The sequence below is a fragment of the Enterobacter cloacae complex sp. P13B genome (assembly GCF_014895915.1).
Classification (GTDB): domain Bacteria; phylum Pseudomonadota; class Gammaproteobacteria; order Enterobacterales; family Enterobacteriaceae; genus Enterobacter; species Enterobacter bugandensis.
The window spans coordinates 121866-146590 of sequence record NZ_JADBQN010000003.1 but is presented as its reverse complement, the minus strand read 5'-3'; the positions used below and the strand labels follow the sequence as shown (position 1 = coordinate 146590).

The following is a 24725-nucleotide window of genomic DNA, read 5'->3' as shown; positions in this document are numbered from 1 at the left end:
TGTCATATTGACTCTTTTTAGGATAGTCATAATGACTACTCATTATGGGGCATTAAATCACAACTTATTGAATATAAATAACTTAAAAAGTTGGCACGCAACTTGATATGAGCAAACCATCTTATTTGAAAACGCTGTATTAAGTTGAGGTTGCTATGTCTATTCTGGTTAAAAATAACATTCATTGGGTGGGTCAACGTGACTGGGAAGTGCGCGATTTCCACGGGACGGAATACAAAACGCTGCGCGGCAGCAGCTACAACAGCTATCTCATCCGCGAAGGTAAAAACGTCCTGATCGATACCGTCGATCACAAATTCAGCCGTGAGTTCGTGCAGAACCTGCGCGGTGAAATCGACCTGAATGACATCGACTACATCATCATCAACCATGCGGAAGAGGACCACGCCGGGGCGCTGACCGAGCTGATGTCCCACATTCCGGATACCCCAATCTACTGCACCACCAACGCCATTGATTCAATTAACGGCCACCACCACCATCCGGAGTGGAACTTCCACACCGTAAAAACCGGCGACACGCTGGATATCGGCAACGGCAAGCAGCTGATCTTCGTCGAAACCCCGATGCTGCACTGGCCGGACAGCATGATGACCTACATGACCGGCGACGCGGTGCTGTTCAGCAACGACGCCTTCGGCCAGCACTACTGCGACGAACGCCTGTTCAATGACGAAGTGGATCAGACCGAGCTGTTCGAACAGTGTCAGCGCTACTACGCCAATATCCTGACCCCGTTCAGCCGTCTGGTGACGCCTAAAATTACCGAGATCCTCGGCTTCAACCTGCCGGTGGAGATGATTGCCACCTCCCACGGCGTGGTGTGGCGTGAAAACCCCACCCAGATCGTCGAGCTGTACCTGAAGTGGGCCGCGGATTACCAGGAAGATCGCATCACCATCTTCTACGACACCATGTCCAACAACACCCGCATGATGGCGGACGCGATTGCCCAGGGTATCAATGAAGTTGACCCGAACGTGGCGGTGAAAATCTTCAACGTGGCGCGCAGCGATAAGAACGAGGTATTGACCAACGTCTTCCGCTCCAAAGGCGTGCTGGTGGGTACCTCCACCATGAATAACGTGATGATGCCGAAGATTGCCGGCCTGGTGGAAGAGATGACCGGCCTGCGCTTTCGTAACAAACGCGCCAGCGCCTTTGGCTCTCACGGCTGGAGCGGCGGCGCGGTAGACCGTCTTTCCACCCGTTTACAGGATGCGGGTTTTGAGATGTCCATTAGCCTGAAGGCGAAATGGCGTCCGAATATCGACGCGCTGGAAATCTGCCGCCAGCATGGCCGCGACATCGCCCGTCAGTGGGCGCTCGCCCCGCTTCCTGAAGTCACCGCAAAACCTGCGGAACAGCCACAAACCTGTTCTACGGCAGCCAGCGCCGATCTCGGTCCGCGCATGCAGTGCAGCGTCTGCCAGTGGATCTACGATCCTGAGCTGGGCGAACCGCTGCAGGATGTTGCCCCGGGCACGCCGTGGAGCGAGGTGCCGGACAACTTCCTCTGCCCGGAATGCTCCCTCGGTAAAGACGTGTTTGATGAACTGGCAACGGAGGCAAAATGAGCAACGGCATCGTTATCATCGGCTCGGGCTTTGCTGCCCGCCAGCTGGTGAAAAATATCCGCAAACAGGATGCAAACGTGCCGTTGACGCTGATCGCCGCCGACAGCATGGACGAGTACAACAAGCCTGATTTAAGCCACGTCATTAGCCAGAATCAGCGCGCCGATGACCTCACCCGCCAGACGGCGGGGGAGTTTGCGGAGCAGTTCAACCTGCGTCTGTTTCCGTACACCTGGGTCACCGATATCGATGCCGACGCCCACGTGGTAAAAGCGAAAGAGAAAACCTGGCAGTACGACAGGCTGGTGCTGGCGACCGGGGCATCTGCGTTTGTGCCGCCGGTTGAAGGCCGCGAGCTGATGATTACCCTCAACAGCCAGCAGGAGTATCAGGGCAGCGAAACCCTGTTACGCGATGCGCAACGGGTGATGATTGTCGGCGGCGGGCTGATCGGCACCGAGCTGGCGATGGACTTCTGTCGGGCGGGTAAATCCGTCACCCTGGTTGACCACGCGGCCTGCATTCTGTCGGCGCTGATGCCCGCGGAAGTGAGCAGCCGCTTACAGCATCGTCTGACCGATATGGGCGTGCATCTGATGTTGAAATCGCAGCTACAAAGCCTGAGCAAAACCGAAGGCGGTATCCGTGCCACGCTCGACCGCAGCCGCAGCGTAGAAGTGGATGCGGTGGTTGCCGCGACGGGCCTGCGCCCGGAAACTGCGCTGGCGCATCGCGCAGGGGCTGAAATAAACCGCGGCGTGAAGGTAAATAGCTACCTGCAAACCACGCGGCCGGATATTTATGCCCTGGGCGACTGCGCGGAAATTAACGGCCAGGTGCTGCCCTTCCTGCAGCCGATTCAGTTAAGCGCCATGTATCTGGCAAAAAACCTGCTCGGCGGCAGCGCGCCGCTGAAATTACCCGCCATGCTGGTAAAGGTCAAAACGCCGGAATTGCCGCTGCATCTTGCAGGTGAAACGCAGCGTCAGGATCTGGACTGGCAGATTGCCCTTTCGCCGCAGGGCATGGTGGCGCGCGGCACCGATGCTGACGGTCAGATACGCGCCTTTGTCGTCAGCGAAGACCGGATGAAGGAGGCCTTCGCCCTGCTGAAATCGCTACCAGCTTAACCCTCGTATTGCCGGGTAGCGCTCCGCTTACCCGGCCTACATGCAGACCCGTGCAAGCGTAGCGCCGCCGGGTAAAACAGGGTGGGGAGTTCAGGAGCGCACCACCAGCGCGTCGTAGCCGCGCCAGCGATAGTTGGCCATGGAGATGAGCCAGCAGGCAACGAACAGCCCGACAACCACAAACCCGGCGTTGCCCAGGTTGTCATTTACCGCGCCGATCAGATCCCAGATGCCGCCGCTGAGGGCAAATTTATCCATCAGCAGGCCCAGCGCTTCCAGCCCGCCGATAAACAGCGCAACCACCACGGAGGTGCCGGTGATGGTCATGTTGTAGTAGAGCTTGCGCTGCGGTTTATCAAACGCCCAGCCGTAGGCACCGACCATCAGCAGGTTATCGAGCGTATCCACCAGCGCCATGCCGCTGGCGAAGAGCGCCGGGAAGATCATGATTGACCACACGGACATCCCGCTGGAGGCGCTGGCGGCGGAGATCCCCAGCACGCCAATTTCGGTGGCCGTGTCGAAGCCGAGGCCAAACAGGAAACCCACCAGATACATCTGCCAGCTTTTATTGACGAGGCGGAAGGTTTTACCGAACAGCCAGTTCATAACGCCCCCCTGGGTAGGCAGCGTGACGTCCCCCTGCACCGTCTGGCCCTTTTTCAGCGCCTGGAAACTGCGCCAGACGCCGCGCAGGATCACCATATTCACCAGCGCCATCGCCAGCAGGAAAGTGGCGGATACCGCAGTGCCAATCAGGCTGCCGGTTTCGTGGAACCATTCCATGTTTTTCTGAAACGCCGTGGCGGTGGCGGCGATGGCAATGGAGGCCAGCACCACGATGGTGGAGTGCCCCAGCGAGAACCACGCCCCCACCCCGCACGGGCGTTTGCCCTGCTGCATCATCTTACGCGTCACGGTATCAATGGCCGCGATGTGGTCGGCATCCACCGCATGGCGCAGCCCGTAGCACCACGCCAGCAGGCTGGCGGCCATCAGCGCCGTGCTGCCGCTAAAAGAGTGCCATGCCCATCCCCAGGCCAGCAGGTTTGCCATTACCAGAGCCAGCAGCAGAAGCGCGGCGCGAGGTTCGTTGCGTAACAGTCGTAACATTTTAAATCCTTTTTGAACATGACCGGGCAGCGGCAACCACCGCCTGCCCGAAGGAGATCGCTCCGTCACCTGCGGGCAGGCGCGAAGGAAAAAGAAGCGTAAAGTCAGAGAGATGATGACGCAGGCGTGCGCGCAGCAGGCGGTTGTGCAACACGCCGCCGCTGAAGCAGATTGTCGAAATCGATAAGCGTCGGGCATTGCGCGCGGCGAGCTGAGCCAGCCCTTTTGCCAGCGCGTCGTGAAACGCCCACGCGCGCTCGCAGGGCTCCGCCTGCCAGTTCAGCCACTGCTGCCAGAACAGCGCAAGGTTATTCGCGTCCAGAATCACCGGATGGTCAACGCCCGCGCACTGCGATGCCAGCGCCTCCAGCCTGCACGCTGCCTCGCCTTCATAGCGCTGCGCGTCGATGCCCAGCGCGCAGGCGACCGCGTCAAACAAACGACCGCAGGACGACGCCTGCGGCGCGTTGATACCACGCTGGATCGCCGTTGCCAGCAGCGGCCAGCTGTGGCGCTGAACCGCTCGCGTTTCCGGGTAGCGTTGCCAGTCCGGGACAAACGCCAGGCAGTGGGCGAGCAGATTACGCCACGGCTGCTTTGCCGCCAGATCGCCGCCCGGCAGCGCCACGGCAGGCAGGCCGCCGAGCCGTTCGCAGTCGAGATAGTTCACCCGCAGGCACTCTCCGCCCCACAGCGCGCCGTTCTCGCCCATGCCGATCCCGTCCAGCGTCAGAGCGATAGCGTCTCCGCCGTCGAGCGGCCAGCCGTTCTCCGCCAGGCACGCCGCCGCGTGAGCGTGATGATGCAGCACGGTTTCGACGGGCAGCGCCTGCTCCTGCGCCCACCGGCGCGCGCGATACCCCGGATGGGCATCGCACACCAGCTTATCAGGCTGGAAAGCGTAGATGCCCTGCATCGTCGAGAGCGCGCTGCGCCACTGCGCCTCTACGCCCTCGTCGCTCAGATCGCCAAAGTGCTGGCTCAGCACCGCCTGGTTGCCGCGCACCAGGCAGAAGGTGTTTTTCATCTCTGCACCGGTGCACAGCATGGCGGGGATATTCTCAAAACCCGCGGGCAACGTGACGGCATCGGGCACAAAACCCCGGGCGCGACGCAGGATAGCGCCATCCCGATCCATCACCGAATCATCCATGCGCTGCAGGATGTCGCGGTTGTGCAGCAGGAAGCCGTCCGCGATGCCGCTGAGATCCTCCAGCGCCTGCGCGTTGGTGACGGCAGGCGGCCTGCCACTGAGGTTGCCGGAGGTCATCACCAGCGGGCGCCGGCAGTCCATCAGCAAAAGATGCTGGAGCGGGTTCGCGGGCAGCATCACGCCTACGCAGTCGAGCCCTGGGGCAATTTCCTCGGGAAACGCGGGAAGCGAAGCTTTCGGCGTCAGCACGATCGGTGCCGCGGGCGAGCGTAACAGCGTCTGTATCGTCTCCGGCAGATCGTCCGCATCCGGTAGCATCACCGCCAGCGGCTTCGTCGGGCGCTGCTTGCGTGCCCGTAGCGTCGCCACTGCCTGCGGGTTAAGCGCGTCGCAGACCAGATGAAATCCCCCCAGCCCTTTAACCGCCACGATCCCGCCGTTTTTCAGCCTCTTCACCGCCGCGTTTAAGGCCGATTCGCGAGTGGCAATAGTGTCTCCGGCTCGCCATTCCAGCTGCGGCCCGCAGTCCGGGCAGGCCACCGGCTGGGCGTGGAAGCGGCGGTCGGCCGGGTTGCGGTACTCGGTTTCGCACGGCGGGCAGAGCGGGAATGCGGCCATCGACGTGGCCGGACGGTCGTACGGCATGGCGCGGATAATGGTAAACCGCGGCCCGCAGTGGGTGCAGTTGATAAACGGGTAACGATAGCGGCGCTCGCGGGGATCGCGTATTTCAGCCAGACACGCCGGGCAGGTGGCGGCATCCGGTACGATTTGCGTATCCATCGCCCCGCGATCGCTGTGGCGGATGGTAAAGTCCTCAGGCATGTCCGCCCAGGTGAACGGCTGCGTTTCAACGCGATCGATGCGCGCCAGCGGTGGGCAGTCCTGATGCAGCCTCGCGGTAAAGTCCCCCCCATTACCCGCGAGACGCACCAGGACACCCTCTCCGTCGTTGCAGACATCGCCCACAAGCTTCAGCCGGTGCGCCAGCTGCCAGACGAAGGGCCGAAACCCCACGCCCTGCACTTTGCCGCGCACCCGAAGCAGTACGCCGTTAACGCTCATCGCAGCTTAAAACAGCAGCGATGACGAGGTGTCGAACGCCGCGCGACGGCGTTTTTCTGCGCTCATCTGCTCAAGCTTGTCACGATCCACGCAGACCAGCGCGTGCGTCGGGCAGGCCTCCATACAGGCCGGGCCGGCTTCGCGGTGATAGCAAAGATCGCATTTATTGGCTTCGGCTTTCTCTGCCCGCACGCTCAGCCCCATGCCGCTGTTGCGCACCACCGGGCGGACAACCACCTCCATCGCGCCATACGGACACGCCACCACGCAGGTTTTGCAGCCGATGCAGCGCTCCTGCATCACGTGCACAAAGCCCTTCTCGCGCTTAATCGCCCCGTTCGGGCAGACGTTCGCGCACGGCGCATCTTCGCACTGGCGACAGATGGCGGCGGTGGAAATATTCACACCTTTAATGACGTGAATGCGCGGCAGGAAGGTATCGGGAGTGAGAGAGGCGCAATCCTGCTCCGCCTGGTGGGAAACCACGCACGCCACTTCACAGGTACGGCAACCAATGCACTTGCTGGCATCGGCCATAATAAAACGGTTCATCTGCTTCTCCGGCATAACTGTTATGCGCGAAGCTATTCATAAACCGTGCCAATATTTAACGTACTGATTTTTAAGAATAATAAAAACGCAGCGTTTCTGTCATCGTCATTAGTGACGATGACAGATGTCGACGTCAGCGGTGCGGGCCATCGGTAACGGAGTCGCGCAGGACAAGCTCGCCAGAAAAGGTTTGCTGATATTTGAACTCTCCGCCGTCGAGCATGAAAATCAGGCGACTGACGATCTCCTGGATCATCGCCGTCACCGGAATACGCACGCTGGAGAGCGACGGCACGATGTAGGGCGCAATCGCCACGTCGTCAAAGCCGATGACGGACACCGCGTCCGGCGTGGCGACCCCGCTGTCGTGCAGCTGCTTGATGGCGCCGATCGCCATATCGTCGTTGCTCGCCACCAGCGCGGTAAACGGTTCGCCGCGGGAGAGGAGTTGAGTGACCGCCGCCGCGCCGCTGGCCGGGTTCCACTTCCCTTCGGCGATAAGCGCGTCACGCGCTGCAATACCGTGCTGCGCCAGCGCATCCCTGTAACCGGAAAGACGCTCAACCCCGGTGGGGGAATCCAGCGAACCGGTGATAAAGGCAATCTCCCGGTGCCCTTTCGCAATCAGCTGCGACACCGCGTCCTGACACGAGGCTTTATGATCGGACCAGACGCTGTGGCTGCTGTTTTTCCGCAGGCGGCGGTTAAGCACCATAATCGGCTGCTCGCATTTCTCGACGAGCTCGTCCAGCTCTTCCACGCTCAGAAAACGCGGGTAGATAATTACCGCATCGCAGCGCATATCCAGTAAATACTGGATCGCCTCGCGCTCTTCTTCGGCGCTGTGCTTGCCGTCGGCGAGGATCAGCTGCCGCCCTTTTTCTTCCGTCATCCGCGCGGCGTTAAACAGCAGCTCGCTAAAGTAGACGCCGTGATACAGGGTGTTGGTCACTACCAGCCCAAGCGTCTGGGTGCGTTTGGTCGCCAGGTTTCGCGCCAGCAAGTTCGGGCGATAGCCGCTCTCTTCAATGGCCTGAAAAACCCGGTCTTTGGTCTCCTGGCTAACGTAGCCGTTGCCCGACAACACCCGGGAGACCGTCGCTTTCGATACGCCTGCCCGCTTCGCCACTTCCAGCATCGTGGTCATATTGTTCTTCCATCCGAAACTCATGCGGGCAGTGTACTGCACCGCGAAAAAATTGTCGCAGCGACGACGTCACGCTTTCTACACCCCACTGCGATCTTCATCACGAAAAGAAAAAATGTCCAAAAAGCGGTCTTGTTTCGACAAAAGAAACTCATGATGATTATGTGGAACCGGTTTCCTACATTTCACACAACGATAACAGGAACAGATCCGATGGCCAAAAACTACGCTGCGCTGGCAAACGACGTTATCAGCGCGCTGGGCGGCAAAGAGAACATCGTCGCCGTCACCCACTGCATGACGCGCCTGCGTTTCGTTCTGAAAGACGAAAATCTTACCGACGTTGCGCGCCTGAAAAGCATCAGCGGCGTGCTTGGCGTGGTGCGTAACGACAACCAGTGCCAGGTGATTATTGGCAACACGGTTTCACAGGCGTACCGCGAAGTAGTGAGCCTGCTGCCCGTTGACCTGCAGCCCGTGGTACCGGAAGGCCCGCAGAAGCTGACGTTACGCCGCATTGGCGCCGGGATCCTCGACGCGCTGATCGGCACCATGTCGCCGCTGATCCCGGCGATCATCGGCGGTTCGATGGTCAAGCTGCTGGCGATGATCCTCGAAATGACTGGCGTGCTGGAAAAAGGCGCGCCGACGCTCACCATTTTGACGGTCATTGGCGACGGGGCGTTCTTCTTCCTGCCGCTGATGGTGGCGGCCTCGGCGGCGGTGAAGTTTAAAACCAACATGTCGCTGGCGATTGCCATCGCGGGCGTGCTGGTGCACCCGAGCTTTATCGAGCTGATGGCGAAAGCCGCGCAGGGCGAGCACGTTGAGTTCGCCTTTATTCCGGTGACGGCGGTGAAATACACCTATACGGTGATCCCGGCGCTGGTGATGACCTGGTGCCTGTCGTATATCGAACGCTGGGTGGATCGCATCACCCCGGCGGTGACCAAAAACTTCCTCAAGCCGATGCTGATCGTGCTGATTGCCGCCCCGCTCGCCATCGTGCTGATTGGCCCGCTGGGGATCTGGATCGGTAGCGCCATCTCCGCGCTGGTTTACACCATTCACGGCTACCTGGGCTGGCTCTCCGTCGCCATCATGGGCGCACTGTGGCCGCTGCTGGTGATGACCGGGATGCACCGCGTGTTTACGCCGACAATCATTCAGACCATTGCCGAAACGGGCAAAGAAGGAATGGTGATGCCGTCAGAAATCGGTGCCAACCTGTCGCTCGGCGGCTCGTCGCTGGCGGTGGCATGGAAAACGAAAAACCCGGAACTGCGCCAGACGGCGCTGGCCGCGGCGGCCTCCGCCATCATGGCGGGGATCTCTGAACCGGCCCTGTACGGCGTAGCGGTACGCCTGAAGCGTCCGCTGATTGCGAGCCTGATCAGCGGCTTTATCTGCGGCGCGGTGGCGGGTATGGCAGGCCTTGCCAGCCACTCGATGGCGGCGCCGGGGCTGTTTACCAGCGTGCAGTTCTTCGACCCGGCCAACCCGATGACCATCGTCTGGGTGTTTGGCGTAATGGGGCTGGCCGTGGTGCTGTCATTTGTTCTGACCCTGCTGTTAGGGTTTGAGGATATCCCGGTCGAAGACGAGGCTGAAAAAGCGCGCGCCCTGCAGACCGCACCGGTACAGAACAACGCAGCAAAAGCATAAATTGAAAGCGAGGTAAGAATGTCTGTTTTTCCACAAGGATTTTTATGGGGCGGCGCGCTTGCCGCCAACCAGAGTGAAGGTGCTTACCGTGAAGGCGGCAAAGGACTGACGACGGTCGATATGATCCCCCACGGCGCGAACCGCCTGGCGGTGAAGCTGGGTAAGGAAAAGCGTTTTTCGCTGCGTGACGATGAGTTTTACCCGAGCCATGAAGCGATTGATTTTTACCATCGCTATAAAGAGGACATCGCCCTGATGGCGGAGATGGGCTTTACGGTGTTCCGCACCTCGATCGCCTGGAGCCGCCTCTATCCGAACGGCGACGAGCCGCTGCCGAATAAAGAGGGCATCGCCTTCTACCGCGCGGTGTTCGAGGAGTGCAAAAAGTACAACATTGAGCCGCTGGTAACGCTTTGCCACTTCGACGTGCCGATGCACCTGGTGACGGAGTACGGCTCCTGGCGCAACCGTAAGATGGTCGATTTCTTCGCCCGCTACGCCCGCACCTGCTTCGAGGAATTTAACGGGCTGGTGAAATACTGGCTGACCTTCAACGAAATCAACATCATGCTGCACAGCCCGTTCTCCGGCGCGGGGCTGGTGTTTGAGGAAGGTGAAAACGAGGATCAGGTGAAATACCAGGCCGCGCACCACGAGCTGGTGGCGAGCGCGCTGGCGACCAAAATCGCTCACGAGGTGAACCCGGAAAACCAGGTCGGCTGCATGCTGGCGGGCGGTAACTTCTACCCGTACTCCTGCAAGCCGGAAGACGTGTGGATGGCGCTGGAGAAAGACCGCGAGAACCTGTTCTTTATCGACGTGCAGGCGCGCGGCAGCTATCCGGCCTACTCTGCCCGCGTGTTCCGCGAAAAAGGCGTTGTGATTGTGAAAGATCCCGGCGACGACGAACTGCTGAAAAACACCGTCGATTTTGTCTCGTTCAGCTATTACGCCTCGCGCTGCGCGTCGGCGGACATGAACGCGGGCAACACCAGCGCGGCAAACATCGTGAAGTCCCTGCGTAACCCGCATATTCAGGTAAGCGAGTGGGGCTGGGGCATCGATCCGCTCGGCCTGCGTATCACCATGAACATGATGTACGACCGCTACCAGAAGCCGCTGTTCCTGGTGGAAAACGGCCTCGGCGCGAAGGACGTCATTGATGAAAACGGCGAGATCAACGACGACTACCGCATCAGCTATCTGCGCGAGCATATCCGCGCGATGGGCGATGCGATTGAGGACGGCGTGCCGCTGATGGGCTACACCACCTGGGGCTGCATCGACCTGGTGTCGGCCTCAACGGGCGAGATGAGCAAGCGCTACGGGTTTGTGTACGTTGACCGCGACGACGCCGGCAACGGCACGCTGGACCGCAAGCGCAAGAAGTCGTTCTGGTGGTATAAGAAGGTGATTGCGAGTAACGGGGCGGATCTGGCGTAGCCAGTTGCCCGGTGGCGCTAAGCTTACCGGGCCTACGGTTTTGTAGGCCGGGTAAGGCGTAGCCGCCACCCGGCGCTGCTCAGAGCGGAGAAAACCCTCCATCCCCAACCCACCCCGCCAGCCGCGAATACACCTCTTCCACCGCCGCCTTCACCGGCGGCGTCATCGGGTAATAAAAGCCGACAATGTCCGGCTGGATCCCCAAAAACAGCACCTCGCCCACGTCGTCTTTAATCTGATCGACCAGGTAGTTCAGCGGCATATTGTGGGTGGTCATCATAAACATCTCGGCGATGTCGTCCGGATCAATCAGGCGGATTTCGCCCGGGTTCAGCCCCATATCGGTGGCATCGACGATTAGCAGCCTTTCCGGGTGCAGCTCGCGAATGGCGACCACATCGTTTTCCGGCGCGCTACCGCCGTCGATTACCACCCAATCGCCCTGCGGTTTTGCGGCACACATCTCCGCCAGCAGCGGGCCCGCGCCGTCGTCGCCCATCATGCTGTTGCCGACACACAGTAAAACGTCAGTCACGTAATCTCCTCACCATCAGGTAGATGGCGCTCTCCTGATGAATATCGTGCAGCATGCCGAGCAGCGTTTTGCTCCACGCCTGCTGCGCCGGGGTTTGCCTGCCGAGCGCCGCGTCAAAGGCGTTGGCGAGCATTGTGATATGGTTGGCGTCGATGACGATCTCGCCATACTTCGGCACGCCCTCCATCTTGCGCCGCGCGGTGCTGCCCTCCTCCAGCGTGGCGATCCACGCCAGGTATTCCGTCCACGGGCAGGTTAGCGCCGCCTCCAGACAGTCGATCACCCCGAGGTGGTGCCCAATCGCCAGGCTGTAATAGACCACCTGCTGCGCCGCATCCGGCGTGGCATCGTTCTCATCAATAAACTTACGGCTCAGCTGGCTGAACACCACCGTTTCACTCATCGGATACGCGCCTCATCCACAATGCTGTTCAGGTTCGCCACGATCTCATTGAGACGCGGATCGTTTTCCGCCTCCAGCCAGCGCGCCACCTGATGGTCGCCCTGGCTCAGCAGGCGCAGGTAATCGTCGGCAATCTGACGCCCGTAGCGATAGCCCGCCAGCCTGCGCGCCGTGCGGTCCACCTTCACGCGCAGCGGCTGCACCATGTCCGGATGCAGAATGGCCGCGGGCTGGTTGTCGATCTCGCCAGGGGCGCGGGCATGGATCTTCTGCTCCAGCAGGCCGAGCGCCATCGCAAAGCCGTACAGCGTGGCGGCAGGCGTCGGCGGGCAGCCCGGAATATAGACATCCACCGGCACGATTTTGTCGGTGCCGCCCCAGACGCAGTAAAGATCGTGGAAGATGCCGCCGCTGTTGCCGCAGGCGCCGTAGGAGATGCAGATTTTCGGATCCGGCGCGGACTGCCAGGCGCGCAGCGCGGGCGATCGCATGGCGCGGGTCACCGCCCCGGTAAACAGCAGAATGTCCGCATGACGCGGGGACGGTACCACTTTGATGCCGAAGCGCTCGGCGTCAAATAGCGGCGACAGGGTGGCGAAGATCTCGATCTCACAGCCGTTGCAGCCGCCGCAGTCCACGCGGTAGACGTAGGCCGAGCGTTTGATTTTTTTCAGTAGCGACGCTTTCATGCTGGCGATGGACTCCTCCACCGTCAGCGGCACCGGAATGCCGTTATCGTCGCGCGGGCCGAGTAAGTTTTCCATCAGCTGGCCTCTCTCATATGGCGGGTAATATCAATGCGGTCGGACGGCAGCAGGCACTTCTGACGTTTGCACTCCGGGCAGGTTTCGAAGCTTTCGCGGTGATGCTCCGCGCGGGCGTCGCCGTTGTGCTGCAGCAGCGCGATGGCGTAGTCGATCTCTTTTTGCACGGCGAACGGACGCGTGCAGACGCGGCAATTGCACAGCGCGAAGCGCGACTGCTGGAGAAAATCCTCTTTTTTCCACACCGCCAGTTCGTACTCCTGAGAAAGTCGAATGGCGACCGTCGGGCAGACCTCCTCGCAGCGGCCGCAGAAGATGCAGCGCCCGAGGTTAAACTGCCAGGCCAGCTCGCCGGTTTTGAGGTCCGTTTCCACCGTTAAGGCGTTCGACGGGCAGGCGTTGACGCAGGCCGCGCAGCCGATGCACTGCTGCGGGTTGTGCTCCGGCTTGCCGCGAAAGTTTTTATCCACCGGGATCGGCTCCAGCGGATAGCTGCTGGTCTGCGCGCCGGTTTTGATTACTTTTTTGATAAAGGTAAACATGGCGTGTCCTTATTTCAGCGGCGAGTTCTTGCGCTCGATGCCGTAGCGCTCAAGCTCTTTGTACGGCACTACCTGGCTTTTCTTCTTGCGCACGTCCACCACCGTCATGCGGTCGGTGCAGGAGTAGCACGGATCGAGGCTGCCGATGATCAGCGGCGCGTCAGAGACCGTGTTACCGCGCAGCATATAGCGCAGGGTAGGCCAGTTGGCGTAGGTCGCCGCGCGACAGCGCCAGCGGTAGAGCTTCTGATTGTCGCCGGTCATGCTCCAGTGGATATCATCCCCTCGCGGCGCTTCGGCAAAGCCGAGGGCAAAGCGGTTTGGAATGTAGGTGAAGCCCTCCACCATCAGCGGACCGCCCGGCAGGTTGTCCAGGCCGAAGTCAATCATGTTCAGGGCGGTGTAGACCTCGTTGATACGAACCTTGAGGCGAGAAATAACATCGCAGCCCTGTTCGCTGTGCACGGTCATCGGCAGCAGGCCGTAGCCGACGAACGGGTGATCGGCGCGGGTGTCGCGGGCGTGGCCGCTGGCGCGCACCATCGGGCCGACATTGCTGAAGTCGCGGGCAATTTCCGGATCGAGGCGACCAATCCCGACGGTGCGCTGCTCGATGTTTGGCGTGCTGAGCAGCATGTCCACCAGCTCCTGCACGTCCCGGCGCATCTGCTGCGCCAGCTGGCGGGTCTTGATCATATCGTCTTTCAGCAGGTCGCGGCGGATCCCGCCGATCAGATTCAGGCCGTAGGTTTTACGCGCCCCGGTGAGAATTTCCGCCATCTTCATCGACGCTTCGCGCACGCGGAAGAACTGCATAAACCCGGAGTCAAAGCCGACGAAGTGGCAGGCCAGGCCGAGGTTCAGCAGGTGCGAGTGCAGGCGCTCCACCTCCAGCAGAATGGCGCGGATCATCTGCGCGCGCTCCGGCACCACGATCCCCATGCCGTTCTCCACCGAGGTGGTGTAGGCGGTACTGTGGGCGAAGCCGCAGATGCCGCACACGCGGTCTGAGAGGAACGTGACCTCGTTGTAGCCCATGCGGGTTTCCGCCAGCTTCTCCATGCCGCGGTGGACGTAGAACAGGCGGTAGTCGGCGTCGATGATATTTTCGCCGTCGACGAACAGGCGGAAGTGGCCCGGTTCGTCGGAGGTGACGTGCAGCGGGCCGATCGGCACCACGTTGTTCTTCTTGCTGCCCAGCTCGTTGATGAACTCGTAGGTTTCGCTGTCGGTGGTCGGGGCCGGACGCTGGCGGTAATCCATGCTGTCCTTGCGCAGCGGATAGAGTTCATCCGGCCAGTCGTCCGGCAGCACCAGACGACGCTCGTCCGGCAGGCCGACCGGCACCAGGCCGTACATGTCGCGCACCTCGCGCTCACCCCAGACGGCGGCAGGAACGCGCGGCGTCACGGACGGGTATTCCGGCTTATTCGGGTCGACTTCGACGCGCACGGTGAGCCAGCACTTCTCGCCCTGCTCCATCGACATCACGTAGTACACCGCGTAGTTGCCGCACAGCTGGCGCTCGTCGTTGCCGAACAGCACCGACAGCCAGCCGCCCTGCTGGTAATAGAGAAACTCCACCACTTCCGGCAGGTAGTTCACCTTCACGGTAATGGTGATCTGATCTTTGGTTTGCCAGGACTCCTCCAGCACCACGCCGGGGAAAGCCTGATGCAACGCGGCGAGATACTGCTGACCTTTCTTTTCTTCAGACATAAACACTCTCTTTAATCACGCCACCAGCAAGGAGACGAACGCTAAAAATGCAAAACCAAAACCGGCCCAGGTGATGCGCGAGGTTGCCGCAAAACGCAGGCGTGCCATGCTGTTTTCAAACAGGGCGATGACCAGCACGCCGACCAGCAGCTTGAGGGCGGCCACCACCACGGCCAGCAGCAGGCCGCCTGCAGAGAAGTACGTCATCTGCCCCCACGGGAAGAAAACGCCAACAAACATCTGCAACACCACCAATTGCTTAAGGCTGATGCCCCACTTCAGCACCGCAAAGCCGTAGCCGCTGTACTCGGTGAGCGGCCCTTCCTGCAGCTCCTGCTCCGCTTCCGCGAGATCGAACGGCAGCTTGCCCATCTCAATAAACGTGGCGAATGCGCAGGCGCAGAGTGCCAGCACGAGCGGGATGGAGCGGGCCACCGGCCAGTGGTAAACGGTGTCGGTGATAAAACTGATGTGGGTCGAACCTGCAACCTGCGCGGCCACCCACAGCCCCAGCAGCAGGATCGGCTCAACCAGCACGCCGAGCATCGCCTCGCGGCTGGCGCCGATGCCGGTAAACGGGCTGCCGGTGTCCAGGCCCGCAATCGCAAAGAAGAAGCGCGCGATGGCGAATAGATAGATGAGCGTAATCAGATCGCCGAGCACCGGCAGCGGCGAGCCTACCGTGACCACCGGCAGCGCGGTGGCGATGGTGAGCATCACGCCGACCATCACGAACGGCGTCAGGCGGAACACCCAGCCCGCGGCATCCGGCGCGACGCTCTGGCGGGAGAGCAGTTTGAAGAGATCGCGGTACTCCTGGAGCACGCCAGGCCCGCGACGGTTGTGCATTCGGGCGCGCGCCACGCGCGTGATGCCCGACAGCAGCGGCGCGGCGGCGAACAGCACCAGCGCCTGAAGAATTGCCAGTAACAGACTCATGTCAGGCTCCTCGTGAAATCACAATCACCACCAGCACCGCCAGCTCGATCAGCGCCAGTCGGCGGAACAGCACGGGCACGGCAGCACTCTGCCAGCCCGGCACCCAGCCCTGCGGGTTAAGCCACTGGCGCAGCTTCAGCACGGCGGCAAAGTTCTCCTTCACCGGCATGGCAAAACCGTGGGCGGTGATAACCATTGACGGCTCGTGTTCGTAACCGCAGGCCCACGCCGCGCCGCGAGAGCGGGAGGCGAGACGGTCGCGTCTGAAGAACAGCATCAGCACGAACGGCAGGAGCGTCCCGGCGATCAGCAGCAGCGCCATCATCGGCTGGGAGACAACGGTATGCGCCGTCGACAGCGGCAGCGGAACGGCGTGGCCCAGCAGCGGCAGCAGCCACGGCGCGGCAATTCCGCCCGCAATGCAGCACAGCGCCAGCGCGACCACGCTGGCACACATCAGTACCGGGGCGCAGCAGGCGTTCTCCGCTTCACGGGTGCGCGGCGCGCCGAGGAAGGTGACGCCATAGACTTTCGCCATGCACATCACCGCCAGCGCCCCGGTGATCGCCAGGCCCACCGCCAGCAGCGGGCCGAGCAGCCGCGCGATAAACGCGTCGCTCTGGCCGAGCGCGAAGAAGGACTGATAGATCACCCATTCCCCGGCAAAGCCGTTCAGCGGCGGCAGCGCGGCCATCGCCATCAGCCCCACCAGCATGGCGAGTGAAATCATCGGCATCTTTTTGCCAATCCCACCGAGCTTTTCGATATCCCGGTGCCCGGTGCGGAACCAGACGCTGCCCGCGCCGAGGAACAGAGTGGTTTTAAACAGGCTATGGTTGACGAGGTGATACAGACCGCCGATAAACCCGGCGGCAATCAGCGCCGGTTGGTTGAGCGCCAGCCCGGTGACGCCCGCGCCCATGCCGAGCAGGATAATCCCGATGTTTTCCAGGGTGTGGTACGCCAGCAGACGCTGGATGTTGTGCTCCATCAGGGCGTACAGGCCGCCGACAAAGGCGGTGATCATCCCCGCAATCAGCAGCGCTACCCCCCACCACAGCGGCGGCTGACCGCCCGTCAGGGTAATCGTCAAAATGCCGAACAGACCGACCTTCATTACCACCGTCGAAAACAGCGCGGCGGCGGGCGCAGAGGCATTCGCGTGCGCCTGCGGGACCCAACCGTGCAGCGGGATAATCCCGGCCAGCAGGCCAAAGCCGACTGCGCCCAGCAGCCAGACGTCGTTCCCCAGCGGCTGGCCGTTAAGCGCGGCAAAATCCAGGGTGCCGAAACGCTGCCACACCAGCCAGCAGGCCAGCGCCAGCAGCAGCGTGCCGAGGCGTCCGAGCGCAAACCACAGCTTGCCGGAGGCGCTGCAGCCGGTCAGGAACACGCCACACAGCGCCATGATCTCCGCCATCACCACCAGCGCGCCAAGGTTGCTGGCGATAACCGTGCAGACCGCGGCGGCCATCAGCAGATTGACCAGCAGGCCGTTGGCTTTGGTCTGCTGATGGCGGTGCCAGTCGATATTGAACAGGCTGATAAACAGCCCGCACAGGCCAAAGGTCACCAGCCAGATGGCGTTCAGCGGCGTAATCGCCACGGTATGGCGAATCAGCGGCATGAGTGTTTCCACGGATTGTCCGCCGAGCAGGACGACACCGCCCGCCGCCAGCGTCATCAGGCTGCCGACTGCCCCGCCGATACCGGCTATCCAGCCGCTCAGGGTTTTATGGAAAGAGAACACCAGCGCCAGCGCGGCGGCAGCGGCAAAGTACGCCACGGCGCTGTTAATCATAAATATCGCGTTCATTTCGCCCCCTCGTTAAGCGCCTGCAGAAGCGAAAGATCGCCGACGTCGGTATTAATGGTCAGCTCGCGTTTGCGCCTGCTGGTGCGGGCGATATCGCGGATGTTAACCAGGATCAGCGCTTTGGTCGGGCAGGTCCGCACGCAGGCCGGGCCCTGTTCGTCAAAGCTGCACAGGTCGCACTTCACCGCAATAGCGCGGATGCCGGGCACCCAGTCCAGCAGCGTGCTCACGCGTGCCGGAGCCGGTGGCGCAGGCGGCGCTTTCGGGGTATTGGCGTTCGCCGGGATATGCAGCGGGCGGCTGCCGGAGAATTCAATGGCACCGAACGGGCAGGCGATGCCGCACAGCTTGCAGCTCACGCACAGGCTTTCGTTCAGCTGGACCGCGCCATCGACGCGGGTGATGGCATTGACGGGACAGACGCCCGCGCACGGGGCATCTTCACAGTGGTGGCAGAGCTGCGGGGCAGACTCTTTTTCATTACGCATGACGCGCAGGCGCGGCATAGACTGCAGCCCGTGCAGGCGGTGCGTTTCCGAACACGCCGCCTCACAGGTCCGACAGCCAATACAGACCGTCGAGTCAGCAATTACAAAACGGTTCACCGGGCAATCCTCTGGTGATGGTCATTTTTGACGACGAAAAACTGTCTCATCGACACTTTTCGACATTCGGTTATCAGGCAAGATTTGCGGGGGCCTTTCCCACGACGAGCTGTTTGAGGTCGACCGGCAAGTCGTGCTCAACCGCGGCGTAGAGACCGTTGTAAACCGGCGCGATTTTCTCCAGATAGTGCTCAAGTACCTGCTGGCGATCGCGGTTGCTGACGTAGCCGTCGACCATGCCGTCGGCCATCAGCTGCGCCTGCGCAATACGTTGTTTTTCACCCTCTTTATTCTCAACGTAGTACTCGATGGTGTGGCTGTTAAAGCTGTCTGCCAGGGTCACAAAGACCGTGAAATGACCGAACAGGACAAAGCGCATATCCCCCTGCGCCGCACAGCTCATCGCATGATGCAGTCGGGCTTTTGACAGGGTGATCCCCTGAACCAGAGAGTTACAGTAGAGGTGCCACTGATCCTGAAGCTGCTGGTGGCGCTGCGCGATGTAATCCGCTTTTTCGCTAATTTCCCAAATAGTCATAGAAGGTATCCGGTTAATGGAGATAGCGGCTGTTAAGCAGATTCCGTGCCAGTTTTTAATGTGTTGATTTGAATGATTTTTATCAAAAAAGATACTGTCAACGCCGCCGTGTCGACGTGTCATTTCGACAGCGCTGACATCGTCACGCCGTAACGCAAATCAAGCTGGCACCGTTATTGCATTTACTGGCGCAAATCATTGAGGAGGCGTCATGCACGAAATCACCCTCTGCCAGCGGGCTCTGGAACTTATCGAACAGCAGGCAGTGCAAAACCACGCGAAGCGCGTCACCGGCGTCTGGCTGAAGGTCGGGGCGTTTTCCTGCGTCGAGACCAGCGCCCTGAACTTTTGTTTTGAGCTGGTGTGCCGCGGCACGCTGGCGGAAGGCTGCGCACTGCATATTGAAGAGCAGCAGGCAGAGTGCTGGTGCGAGCAGTGTCAGCAGTACGTCACCCTGCTCTCATCAAAGGTTCAGCGCTGCCCGCAGTGTCAGAGCACGGGTCTTCGCATCGTGGCGGATGACGGCATGCAGATCCTGCGCCTCGAAATCGAGAAGGAGTAAGTTATGTGTAGTACCTGCGGTTGCGCCGAAGGCAACCTGTATATAGAAGGGGATGAACACCGTCCTCACTCCGCGTTTCGCTCCGCGCCCTTTTCCCCTGCCCCGCGTCCCGCGGCGGCACTGACCGGCATCACCTTTGCGCCGCAGCGTTCCGACGCGGGCGACCTGCATTACGGCCACGGCGAAGCGGGCACCCACGCGCCGGGCATAAGCCAGCGCCAGATGCTGGAGGTGGAGATCGACGTGCTGGACAAAAATAACCAGCTTGCCGCCCGCAACCGCGCCCGCTTTGCGGCCCGTCAACAGCTGGTGCTCAACCTGGTCTCCAGCCCCGGCTCCGGTAAAACCACGCTGCTGACCGAAACGCTCAAGCGCCTGAACGAACGCGTCTCCTGTGCGGTGATCGAAGGCGATCAGCAAACCGTTAACGACGCGGCGCGCATCCGCGAAACCGGGACGCCCGCCATCCAGGTTAACACCGGCAAGGGCTGCCACCTGGATGCGCAGATGATTGCCGACGCCGCCCCTCGCCTGCCGCTGGCGGATAACGGCATCCTGTTTATCGAAAACGTAGGTAACCTGGTATGCCCGGCAAGCTTCGACCTCGGCGAACGGCATAAAGTGGCGGTGCTCTCCGTGACCGAAGGGGAGGACAAGCCGCTGAAGTACCCGCACATGTTCGCCGCCGCCTCCCTCATGCTGCTGAACAAAGTTGACCTGCTGCCGTACCTGAACTTCGACGTGGATAAGTGCCTTGCCTATGCCCGCGAGGTGAACCCGGACATTCACATCCTGCTGGTTTCCGCCACGCGCGGCGACGGCATGGACGCCTGGCTGGACTGGCTGGAGAGCGAACGATGTGCATAGGCGTACCGGGACAAATCCATTCCCTCGACGGCAATCAGGCCAAAGTGGAGGTTTGCGGCATCCTGCGCGACGTCGACCTGACGCTGGTGGGCTGCACGGATGAGACGGGCGCGTCGCGCCTCGGCCAGTGGGTGCTGGTCCACGTGGGGTTTGCGATGAGCGTGATTAACGAAGCGGAAGCCCGCGACACGCTGGACGCGCTGCAAAACATGTTTGACGTGGAGCCGGACGTGGGCGCGCTCCTGTACGGCGAGGAGCGCTAGCCTATGCGTTACGTTGATGAATACCGCGCGCCAGAACAGGTGATGCAGCTTATCGGACATCTGAAAACGCGCGCGGCGCTGCTGGACTACACGAACGAAAGGCCGCTGCGGATCATGGAGGTGTGCGGCGGGCACACGCACGCCATCTTCAAGTTTGGCCTCGACCAGCTGCTGCCGGAGAACATCGAGTTTATTCACGGCCCCGGCTGCCCGGTGTGCGTTTTGCCGATGGGGCGTATCGACAGCTGCATCGAAATTGCCGGCCAGCCCGACGTTATTTTCTGCACCTTTGGCGACGCGATGCGCGTGCCGGGGAAAAACGGCTCGCTGCTGCAGGCGAAGGCGCGTGGCGCGGACGTGCGGATCGTTTACTCGCCGATGGATGCCCTGACGCTGGCAGAGGCTAACCCTGAGCGCAAGGTCGTCTTTTTCGGGCTGGGTTTTGAAACCACCATGCCCGCTACGGCCATCACGCTGCAGCAGGCGAAAGCGCGCAACGTCACTAACTTTTTCTTTTTCTGCCAGCATATTACGCTCATTCCCACGCTGCGCAGCCTGCTCGAAGAGCCCGACAACGGCATAGACGCGTTTCTGGCGCCGGGCCACGTCAGCATGGTAATTGGCACAGACGCCTACGGTTTTATCGCTGAGCAGTACAATCGTCCGTTAGTGGTGGCTGGTTTCGAACCGCTTGATCTACTGCAAGGCGTAGCCATGCTGGTTGAGCAGAAAATAGCGTCCCTGAGCGCGGTTGAAAACCAGTACCGCCGCGTGGTGCCCGATGCGAGAAATGAACGGGCGCAGCAGGCGATTGCCGACGTGTTTAGCGTTGAGGGCGACAGCGAGTGGCGCGGGCTGGGGCTGATTGCGGAATCCGGCGTGCGCCTGACGCCTGCCTATCGCGAATTTGATGCCGAAGCGCACTTCCGCCCTCAGCCGCAGCAGGTGTGCGACGATCCCCGGTCCCGCTGCGGCGAGGTGCTTACCGGCAAATGCAAACCTCATCACTGCCCGCTATTTGGCAACACCTGTAACCCGCAAACCGCGTTTGGCGCACTGATGGTCTCCTCTGAAGGGGCATGCGCCGCGTGGTATCAGTATCGCAACCAGGAGTGTGAAGCATGAACACGGTGGAAATGGCGCACGGAAGCGGTGGACAGGCGATGCAGCAGCTGATTAACCGGCTGTTCATGGAGGCCTTTAATAACCCCTGGCTCGCCGAGCAGGAGGATCAGGCGCGCATCGCGCTCTCAACCCTCACCGCACACGGCGACCGGCTGGCGTTCTCCACCGACAGCTACGTGATTGACCCGCTGTTCTTCCCGGGCGGCGATATTGGCAAGCTCGCCGTCTGCGGTACGGCCAACGACGTGGCCGTCAGCGGCGCCATTCCGCGCTACCTCTCGTGCGGATTTATCCTCGAAGAGGGATTACCGATGGAGACGCTTGCGGCAGTGGTCAACAGCATGGCGCACACCGCCCGCGAGGCGGGGATCGCTATCGTCACCGGCGATACCAAAGTGGTCCAGCGCGGCGCGGCGGATAAGCTCTTCATCAACACCGCCGGAATGGGGGCGATCCCCGCCGACGTTCACTGGGGCGCGCAACGCCTTAGCGCGGGCGACGTGCTGATTGTCAGCGGAACGCTGGGCTGCCACGGGGCAACCATCCTGAACCTGCGCGAAGGCCTGGGGCTGGACGGCGAGCTTCGCAGCGACTGCGCGTTGCTCACCCCGCTTATCCAGACGCTGCGCGACATGCCGGGCGTCAAAGCCCTGCGCGACGCCACGCGTGGCGGGGTGAATGCCGTCGTCCACGAGTTCGCCGCAAGCAGCGGGTGCGGGATTGAACTGAGCGAGCGCGCCCTGCCCGTTAAGCCTGCCGTCCGGGGGCTGTGTGAGCTTTTAGGGCTTGACCCGCTAAACTTTGCCAACGAGGGCAAGCTGGCGATCGGCGTGGAACGTTCGGCGGCGGAAGCCGTACTTGAACAGCTTAGAGCGCATCCCTTAGGGAAAGACGCGGCCATCATTGGCGACGTGGTTGAGCGCAAAGGGGTGCGCCTGACCGGACTTTATGGCGTGAAGCGCACGCTGGATCTACCGCACGCTGAGCCGTTACCCCGAATTTGCTAGAACCGCGCCATAAGCGGTCAGCAGTGAAGTCTCTTTTTTGCCAGTTTCTAGTGGAAAGCAATAATGCCGTATACACCGATGAGCGATCTTGGACAGCAGGGCCTGTTTGATATCACGCGCACACTTTTACAACAGCCCGATCTCGGCGCGCTGAGCGATGCCCTGACGCGGCTGGTCAGGCAATCAGCGCTGGCGGACAGCGCGGCGATTTTGCTCTGGCATAGTGGAACGCACCGCGCGAGCTACTATTCCACGCGCGAGAATGGCAAAACGTTTGAATACGAAGACGAAACGTACCTCGCGCACGGCCCGGTGCGCCGCATTCTCTCCCGGCCTGAAGTGCTGCACTGCAATTTTGAAGAGTTTCGGATGGCATGGCCGCGGCTGGCAGAGAGCAATCTCTATCAGCCTTTCGGTCATTACGGCATGCTGCCGCTGGCGGCGGAGGGCCATATTTTTGGCGGCTGCGAGTTTATCCGCAATACCGACCAGCCCTGGAGCGAGGCGGAGTACGAGCGGCTGCACACCTTTACCCAGATTGTGGCCGTCGTCGCGGAGCAGATCCAAAGCCGCGTCACCAATAACGTGGATTACGACCTGCTGAGCCGCGAGCGCGATAACTTCCGCATTCTGGTCGCCATCACCAACGCCGTACTCTCAAGACTCGACATGGACGAGCTGGTCAGCGAAGTCGCCAAGGAGATCCACCACTATTTCAGGATCGACGCCATCAGCATCGCGCTACGCGGGAACCGCAAAGGCAAGCTAAACATCTACTCCACCCACTATCTTGATGAGGCCAATCCGGCGCACGAGCAGAGCGAGGTGGACGAAGCGGGCACCCTTTCTGAGCGGGTATTTAAAAGCAAAGAGATCCTGCTGCTGAATCTTAGCGAGCAGGACCCGGTGGCGCCGTACGAGCGGATGCTGTTTAACACCTGGGGCAACAAAATTCAGACCCTGTGCCTGCTGCCGCTGATGTCCGGCAGCACCATGCTTGGGGTGCTCAAACTGGCGCAGTGCGATGAAGCCGTGTTTACCACCGCCAACCTGAAGCTGCTGCGCCAGATCGCCGAGCGTATTTCCATCGCGCTGGATAACGCCCTCGCCTATCAGGAGATCCACCGCCTGAAAGAGCGGCTGGTGGACGAAAACCTGGCCCTGACCGAACAGCTCAACAACGTGGACAGCGAGTTTGGCGAAATCATCGGGCGCAGCGATGCCATGTACAGCGTCCTCAAGCAGGTTGAAATGGTGGCCCAGAGCGACAGCACGGTGCTGATCCTCGGTGAAACCGGCACCGGTAAAGAGCTGATAGCCCGCGCCATTCATAACCTGAGCAACCGCAACAGCCGCCGGATGGTGAAGATGAACTGCGCGGCGATGCCCGCGGGTCTGCTGGAAAGTGACCTCTTCGGCCACGAGCGCGGCGCGTTTACCGGAGCCAGCAGCCAGCGGCTGGGCCGTTTCGAACTGGCGGATAAAAGCTCGCTGTTTCTCGACGAAGTGGGCGATATGCCGCTGGAGCTGCAGCCCAAGCTGCTGCGCGTTTTGCAGGAGCAGGAGTTTGAGCGCCTCGGCAGCAACAAGCTGATCCAGACCGACGTGCGGCTGATTGCCGCCACCAACCGCGACCTGAAAAAAATGGTCGCCGACCGCGAGTTTCGCAGCGATCTCTACTATCGTCTGAACGTCTTTCCGATCTGCCTGCCGCCGCTGCGCGAGCGACCTGAGGATATCCCGCTGCTGGTTAAAGCCTTTACCGCGAAGATTGCCCGCCGGATGGGGAGGAATATCGACAGTATTCCTGCCGAAACGCTACGTACCCTCTCGTCGATGGAGTGGCCCGGCAACGTGCGCGAGCTTGAAAACGTCATTGAGCGCGCGGTGCTGCTGACGCGCGGGAACGTGCTGCAGCTCTCTTTGCCTGAAGTCTCCCTTCAGGAAGCCCCCACGCTTTCGGCAGAAGTCGCGCAGGAAGGCGAAGATGAATATCAGCTGATATTGCGCGTGCTAAAAGAGACCAACGGCGTGGTAGCCGGACCGAAGGGCGCAGCTCAGCGGCTGGGGCTGAAACGAACTACCCTGCTCTCTCGCATGAAGCGTCTGGGAATCGATAAAGAGAGCCTGCTTTAACCCGTCATTCCGGCGCCGCTTATGGCGCCGCTTTTCGT

23 protein-coding genes are annotated in these 24725 nt (G+C 61.0%); 10 read left to right on the top strand and 13 right to left on the bottom strand.

What is annotated here, in order from left to right; translation table 11 throughout:
• The first annotated feature begins 155 nt into the window (after positions 1–155).
• A complete protein-coding gene (gene norV, locus IM273_RS01785) occupies positions 156–1598 on the top strand; it encodes an anaerobic nitric oxide reductase flavorubredoxin (RefSeq protein WP_193050546.1) in 1443 nt (480 codons plus the stop codon).
• The gene (gene norW, locus IM273_RS01780) at positions 1595–2728 is read left to right on the top strand and encodes an NADH:flavorubredoxin reductase NorW (RefSeq protein ID WP_193050548.1); all 1134 of its coding nucleotides are present in this window, start codon (positions 1595–1597) and stop codon (positions 2726–2728) included. Before norV ends, norW begins: the two co-directional genes overlap by 4 nt.
• A 90-nt stretch (positions 2729–2818) precedes the next feature.
• Here the strand turns inward: norW and IM273_RS01775 are convergent, their stop codons facing one another.
• The 4 genes from IM273_RS01775 to IM273_RS01760 form a co-directional block, all read right to left on the bottom strand.
• Positions 2819–3841: a HoxN/HupN/NixA family nickel/cobalt transporter gene (locus IM273_RS01775; RefSeq protein ID WP_063155075.1), complete on the bottom strand. Its 1023-nt coding sequence runs from the start codon at positions 3839–3841 to the stop codon at positions 2819–2821.
• Position 3842: 1 nt separating this feature from the next.
• On the bottom strand, positions 3843–6059 hold the full coding sequence (gene hypF, locus IM273_RS01770) for a carbamoyltransferase HypF (protein WP_193050550.1): 2217 nt from the start codon (positions 6057–6059) through the stop codon (positions 3843–3845).
• A 6-nt stretch (positions 6060–6065) separates the two neighbouring features.
• Positions 6066–6611 (bottom strand): electron transport protein HydN, encoded by a 546-nt coding sequence (gene hydN / locus IM273_RS01765; protein ID WP_008499565.1) that lies wholly within the window; start codon positions 6609–6611, stop codon positions 6066–6068.
• 133 nt (positions 6612–6744) lie between these two features.
• Entirely contained in the window at positions 6745–7758 is a 1014-nt protein-coding gene (locus IM273_RS01760; protein WP_032644912.1) for a LacI family DNA-binding transcriptional regulator, read from the bottom strand.
• A 213-nt stretch (positions 7759–7971) separates the two neighbouring features.
• Here IM273_RS01760 and ascF point away from each other — a divergent pair, with 213 nt between their 5' ends.
• The gene (ascF, locus tag IM273_RS01755) at positions 7972–9423 is read left to right on the top strand and encodes a PTS cellobiose/arbutin/salicin transporter subunit IIBC (protein WP_045261256.1); all 1452 of its coding nucleotides are present in this window, start codon (positions 7972–7974) and stop codon (positions 9421–9423) included.
• A gap of 18 nt (positions 9424–9441) precedes the next feature.
• Complete coding sequence (locus tag IM273_RS01750; protein ID WP_045261255.1) at positions 9442–10866, top strand: 6-phospho-beta-glucosidase; 1425 nt, start codon at positions 9442–9444, stop codon at positions 10864–10866.
• 79 nt (positions 10867–10945) lie between these two features.
• On the opposite strand, the gene hycI is transcribed toward IM273_RS01750, so the two are convergent.
• From hycI to hycA, 9 genes are all read right to left on the bottom strand, one after another.
• The gene (hycI, locus tag IM273_RS01745; RefSeq protein ID WP_193050552.1) at positions 10946–11401 is read right to left on the bottom strand and encodes a hydrogenase maturation peptidase HycI; all 456 of its coding nucleotides are present in this window, start codon (positions 11399–11401) and stop codon (positions 10946–10948) included.
• Positions 11394–11804: a formate hydrogenlyase maturation HycH family protein gene (locus IM273_RS01740; RefSeq protein WP_028014209.1), complete on the bottom strand. Its 411-nt coding sequence runs from the start codon at positions 11802–11804 to the stop codon at positions 11394–11396. Before IM273_RS01740 ends, hycI begins: the two co-directional genes overlap by 8 nt.
• The gene (locus tag IM273_RS01735; protein WP_028014210.1) at positions 11801–12568 is read right to left on the bottom strand and encodes an NADH-quinone oxidoreductase subunit B family protein; all 768 of its coding nucleotides are present in this window, start codon (positions 12566–12568) and stop codon (positions 11801–11803) included. Before IM273_RS01735 ends, IM273_RS01740 begins: the two co-directional genes overlap by 4 nt.
• The gene (locus IM273_RS01730) at positions 12568–13110 is read right to left on the bottom strand and encodes a formate hydrogenlyase complex iron-sulfur subunit (RefSeq protein ID WP_193050554.1); all 543 of its coding nucleotides are present in this window, start codon (positions 13108–13110) and stop codon (positions 12568–12570) included. Before IM273_RS01730 ends, IM273_RS01735 begins: the two co-directional genes overlap by 1 nt.
• Positions 13111–13119: 9 nt before the next feature.
• A complete protein-coding gene (gene hycE / locus IM273_RS01725; RefSeq protein WP_069732775.1) occupies positions 13120–14829 on the bottom strand; it encodes a formate hydrogenlyase subunit HycE in 1710 nt (569 codons plus the stop codon).
• Between the two features lie 15 nt (positions 14830–14844).
• A complete protein-coding gene (locus IM273_RS01720) occupies positions 14845–15768 on the bottom strand; it encodes a respiratory chain complex I subunit 1 family protein (protein ID WP_193050556.1) in 924 nt (307 codons plus the stop codon).
• Position 15769: 1 nt separating this feature from the next.
• Positions 15770–17584, bottom strand: a complete 1815-nt coding sequence (gene hycC / locus IM273_RS01715) for a formate hydrogenlyase subunit 3 (RefSeq protein ID WP_193050558.1) — start codon at positions 17582–17584, stop codon at positions 15770–15772.
• A complete protein-coding gene (locus IM273_RS01710; RefSeq protein WP_028014215.1) occupies positions 17581–18189 on the bottom strand; it encodes a 4Fe-4S dicluster domain-containing protein in 609 nt (202 codons plus the stop codon). Before IM273_RS01710 ends, hycC begins: the two co-directional genes overlap by 4 nt.
• A 73-nt stretch (positions 18190–18262) precedes the next feature.
• A complete protein-coding gene (hycA, locus tag IM273_RS01705; protein WP_041908468.1) occupies positions 18263–18727 on the bottom strand; it encodes a formate hydrogenlyase regulator HycA in 465 nt (154 codons plus the stop codon).
• 211 nt (positions 18728–18938) lie between these two features.
• Here hycA and hypA point away from each other — a divergent pair, with 211 nt between their 5' ends.
• The 6 genes from hypA to flhA all read left to right on the top strand — a co-directional run bounded on the left by hypA (position 18939) and on the right by flhA (position 24687).
• The gene (hypA, locus tag IM273_RS01700; protein ID WP_192978742.1) at positions 18939–19289 is read left to right on the top strand and encodes a hydrogenase maturation nickel metallochaperone HypA; all 351 of its coding nucleotides are present in this window, start codon (positions 18939–18941) and stop codon (positions 19287–19289) included.
• A gap of 3 nt (positions 19290–19292) precedes the next feature.
• Positions 19293–20156, top strand: a complete 864-nt coding sequence (gene hypB / locus IM273_RS01695) for a hydrogenase nickel incorporation protein HypB (protein WP_193050560.1) — start codon at positions 19293–19295, stop codon at positions 20154–20156.
• Positions 20147–20419: a HypC/HybG/HupF family hydrogenase formation chaperone gene (locus tag IM273_RS01690; protein WP_100170788.1), complete on the top strand. Its 273-nt coding sequence runs from the start codon at positions 20147–20149 to the stop codon at positions 20417–20419. Before hypB ends, IM273_RS01690 begins: the two co-directional genes overlap by 10 nt.
• Before the next feature lie 3 nt (positions 20420–20422).
• On the top strand, positions 20423–21544 hold the full coding sequence (hypD, locus tag IM273_RS01685; RefSeq protein WP_193050562.1) for a hydrogenase formation protein HypD: 1122 nt from the start codon (positions 20423–20425) through the stop codon (positions 21542–21544).
• A complete protein-coding gene (gene hypE / locus IM273_RS01680; RefSeq protein WP_193050564.1) occupies positions 21541–22551 on the top strand; it encodes a hydrogenase expression/formation protein HypE in 1011 nt (336 codons plus the stop codon). The genes hypD and hypE overlap by 4 nt, the downstream gene beginning before the upstream one ends.
• 63 nt (positions 22552–22614) lie before the next feature.
• Positions 22615–24687: a formate hydrogenlyase transcriptional activator FlhA gene (flhA, locus tag IM273_RS01675; RefSeq protein WP_193050565.1), complete on the top strand. Its 2073-nt coding sequence runs from the start codon at positions 22615–22617 to the stop codon at positions 24685–24687.
• The last annotated feature ends 38 nt before the right edge of the window (positions 24688–24725 follow it).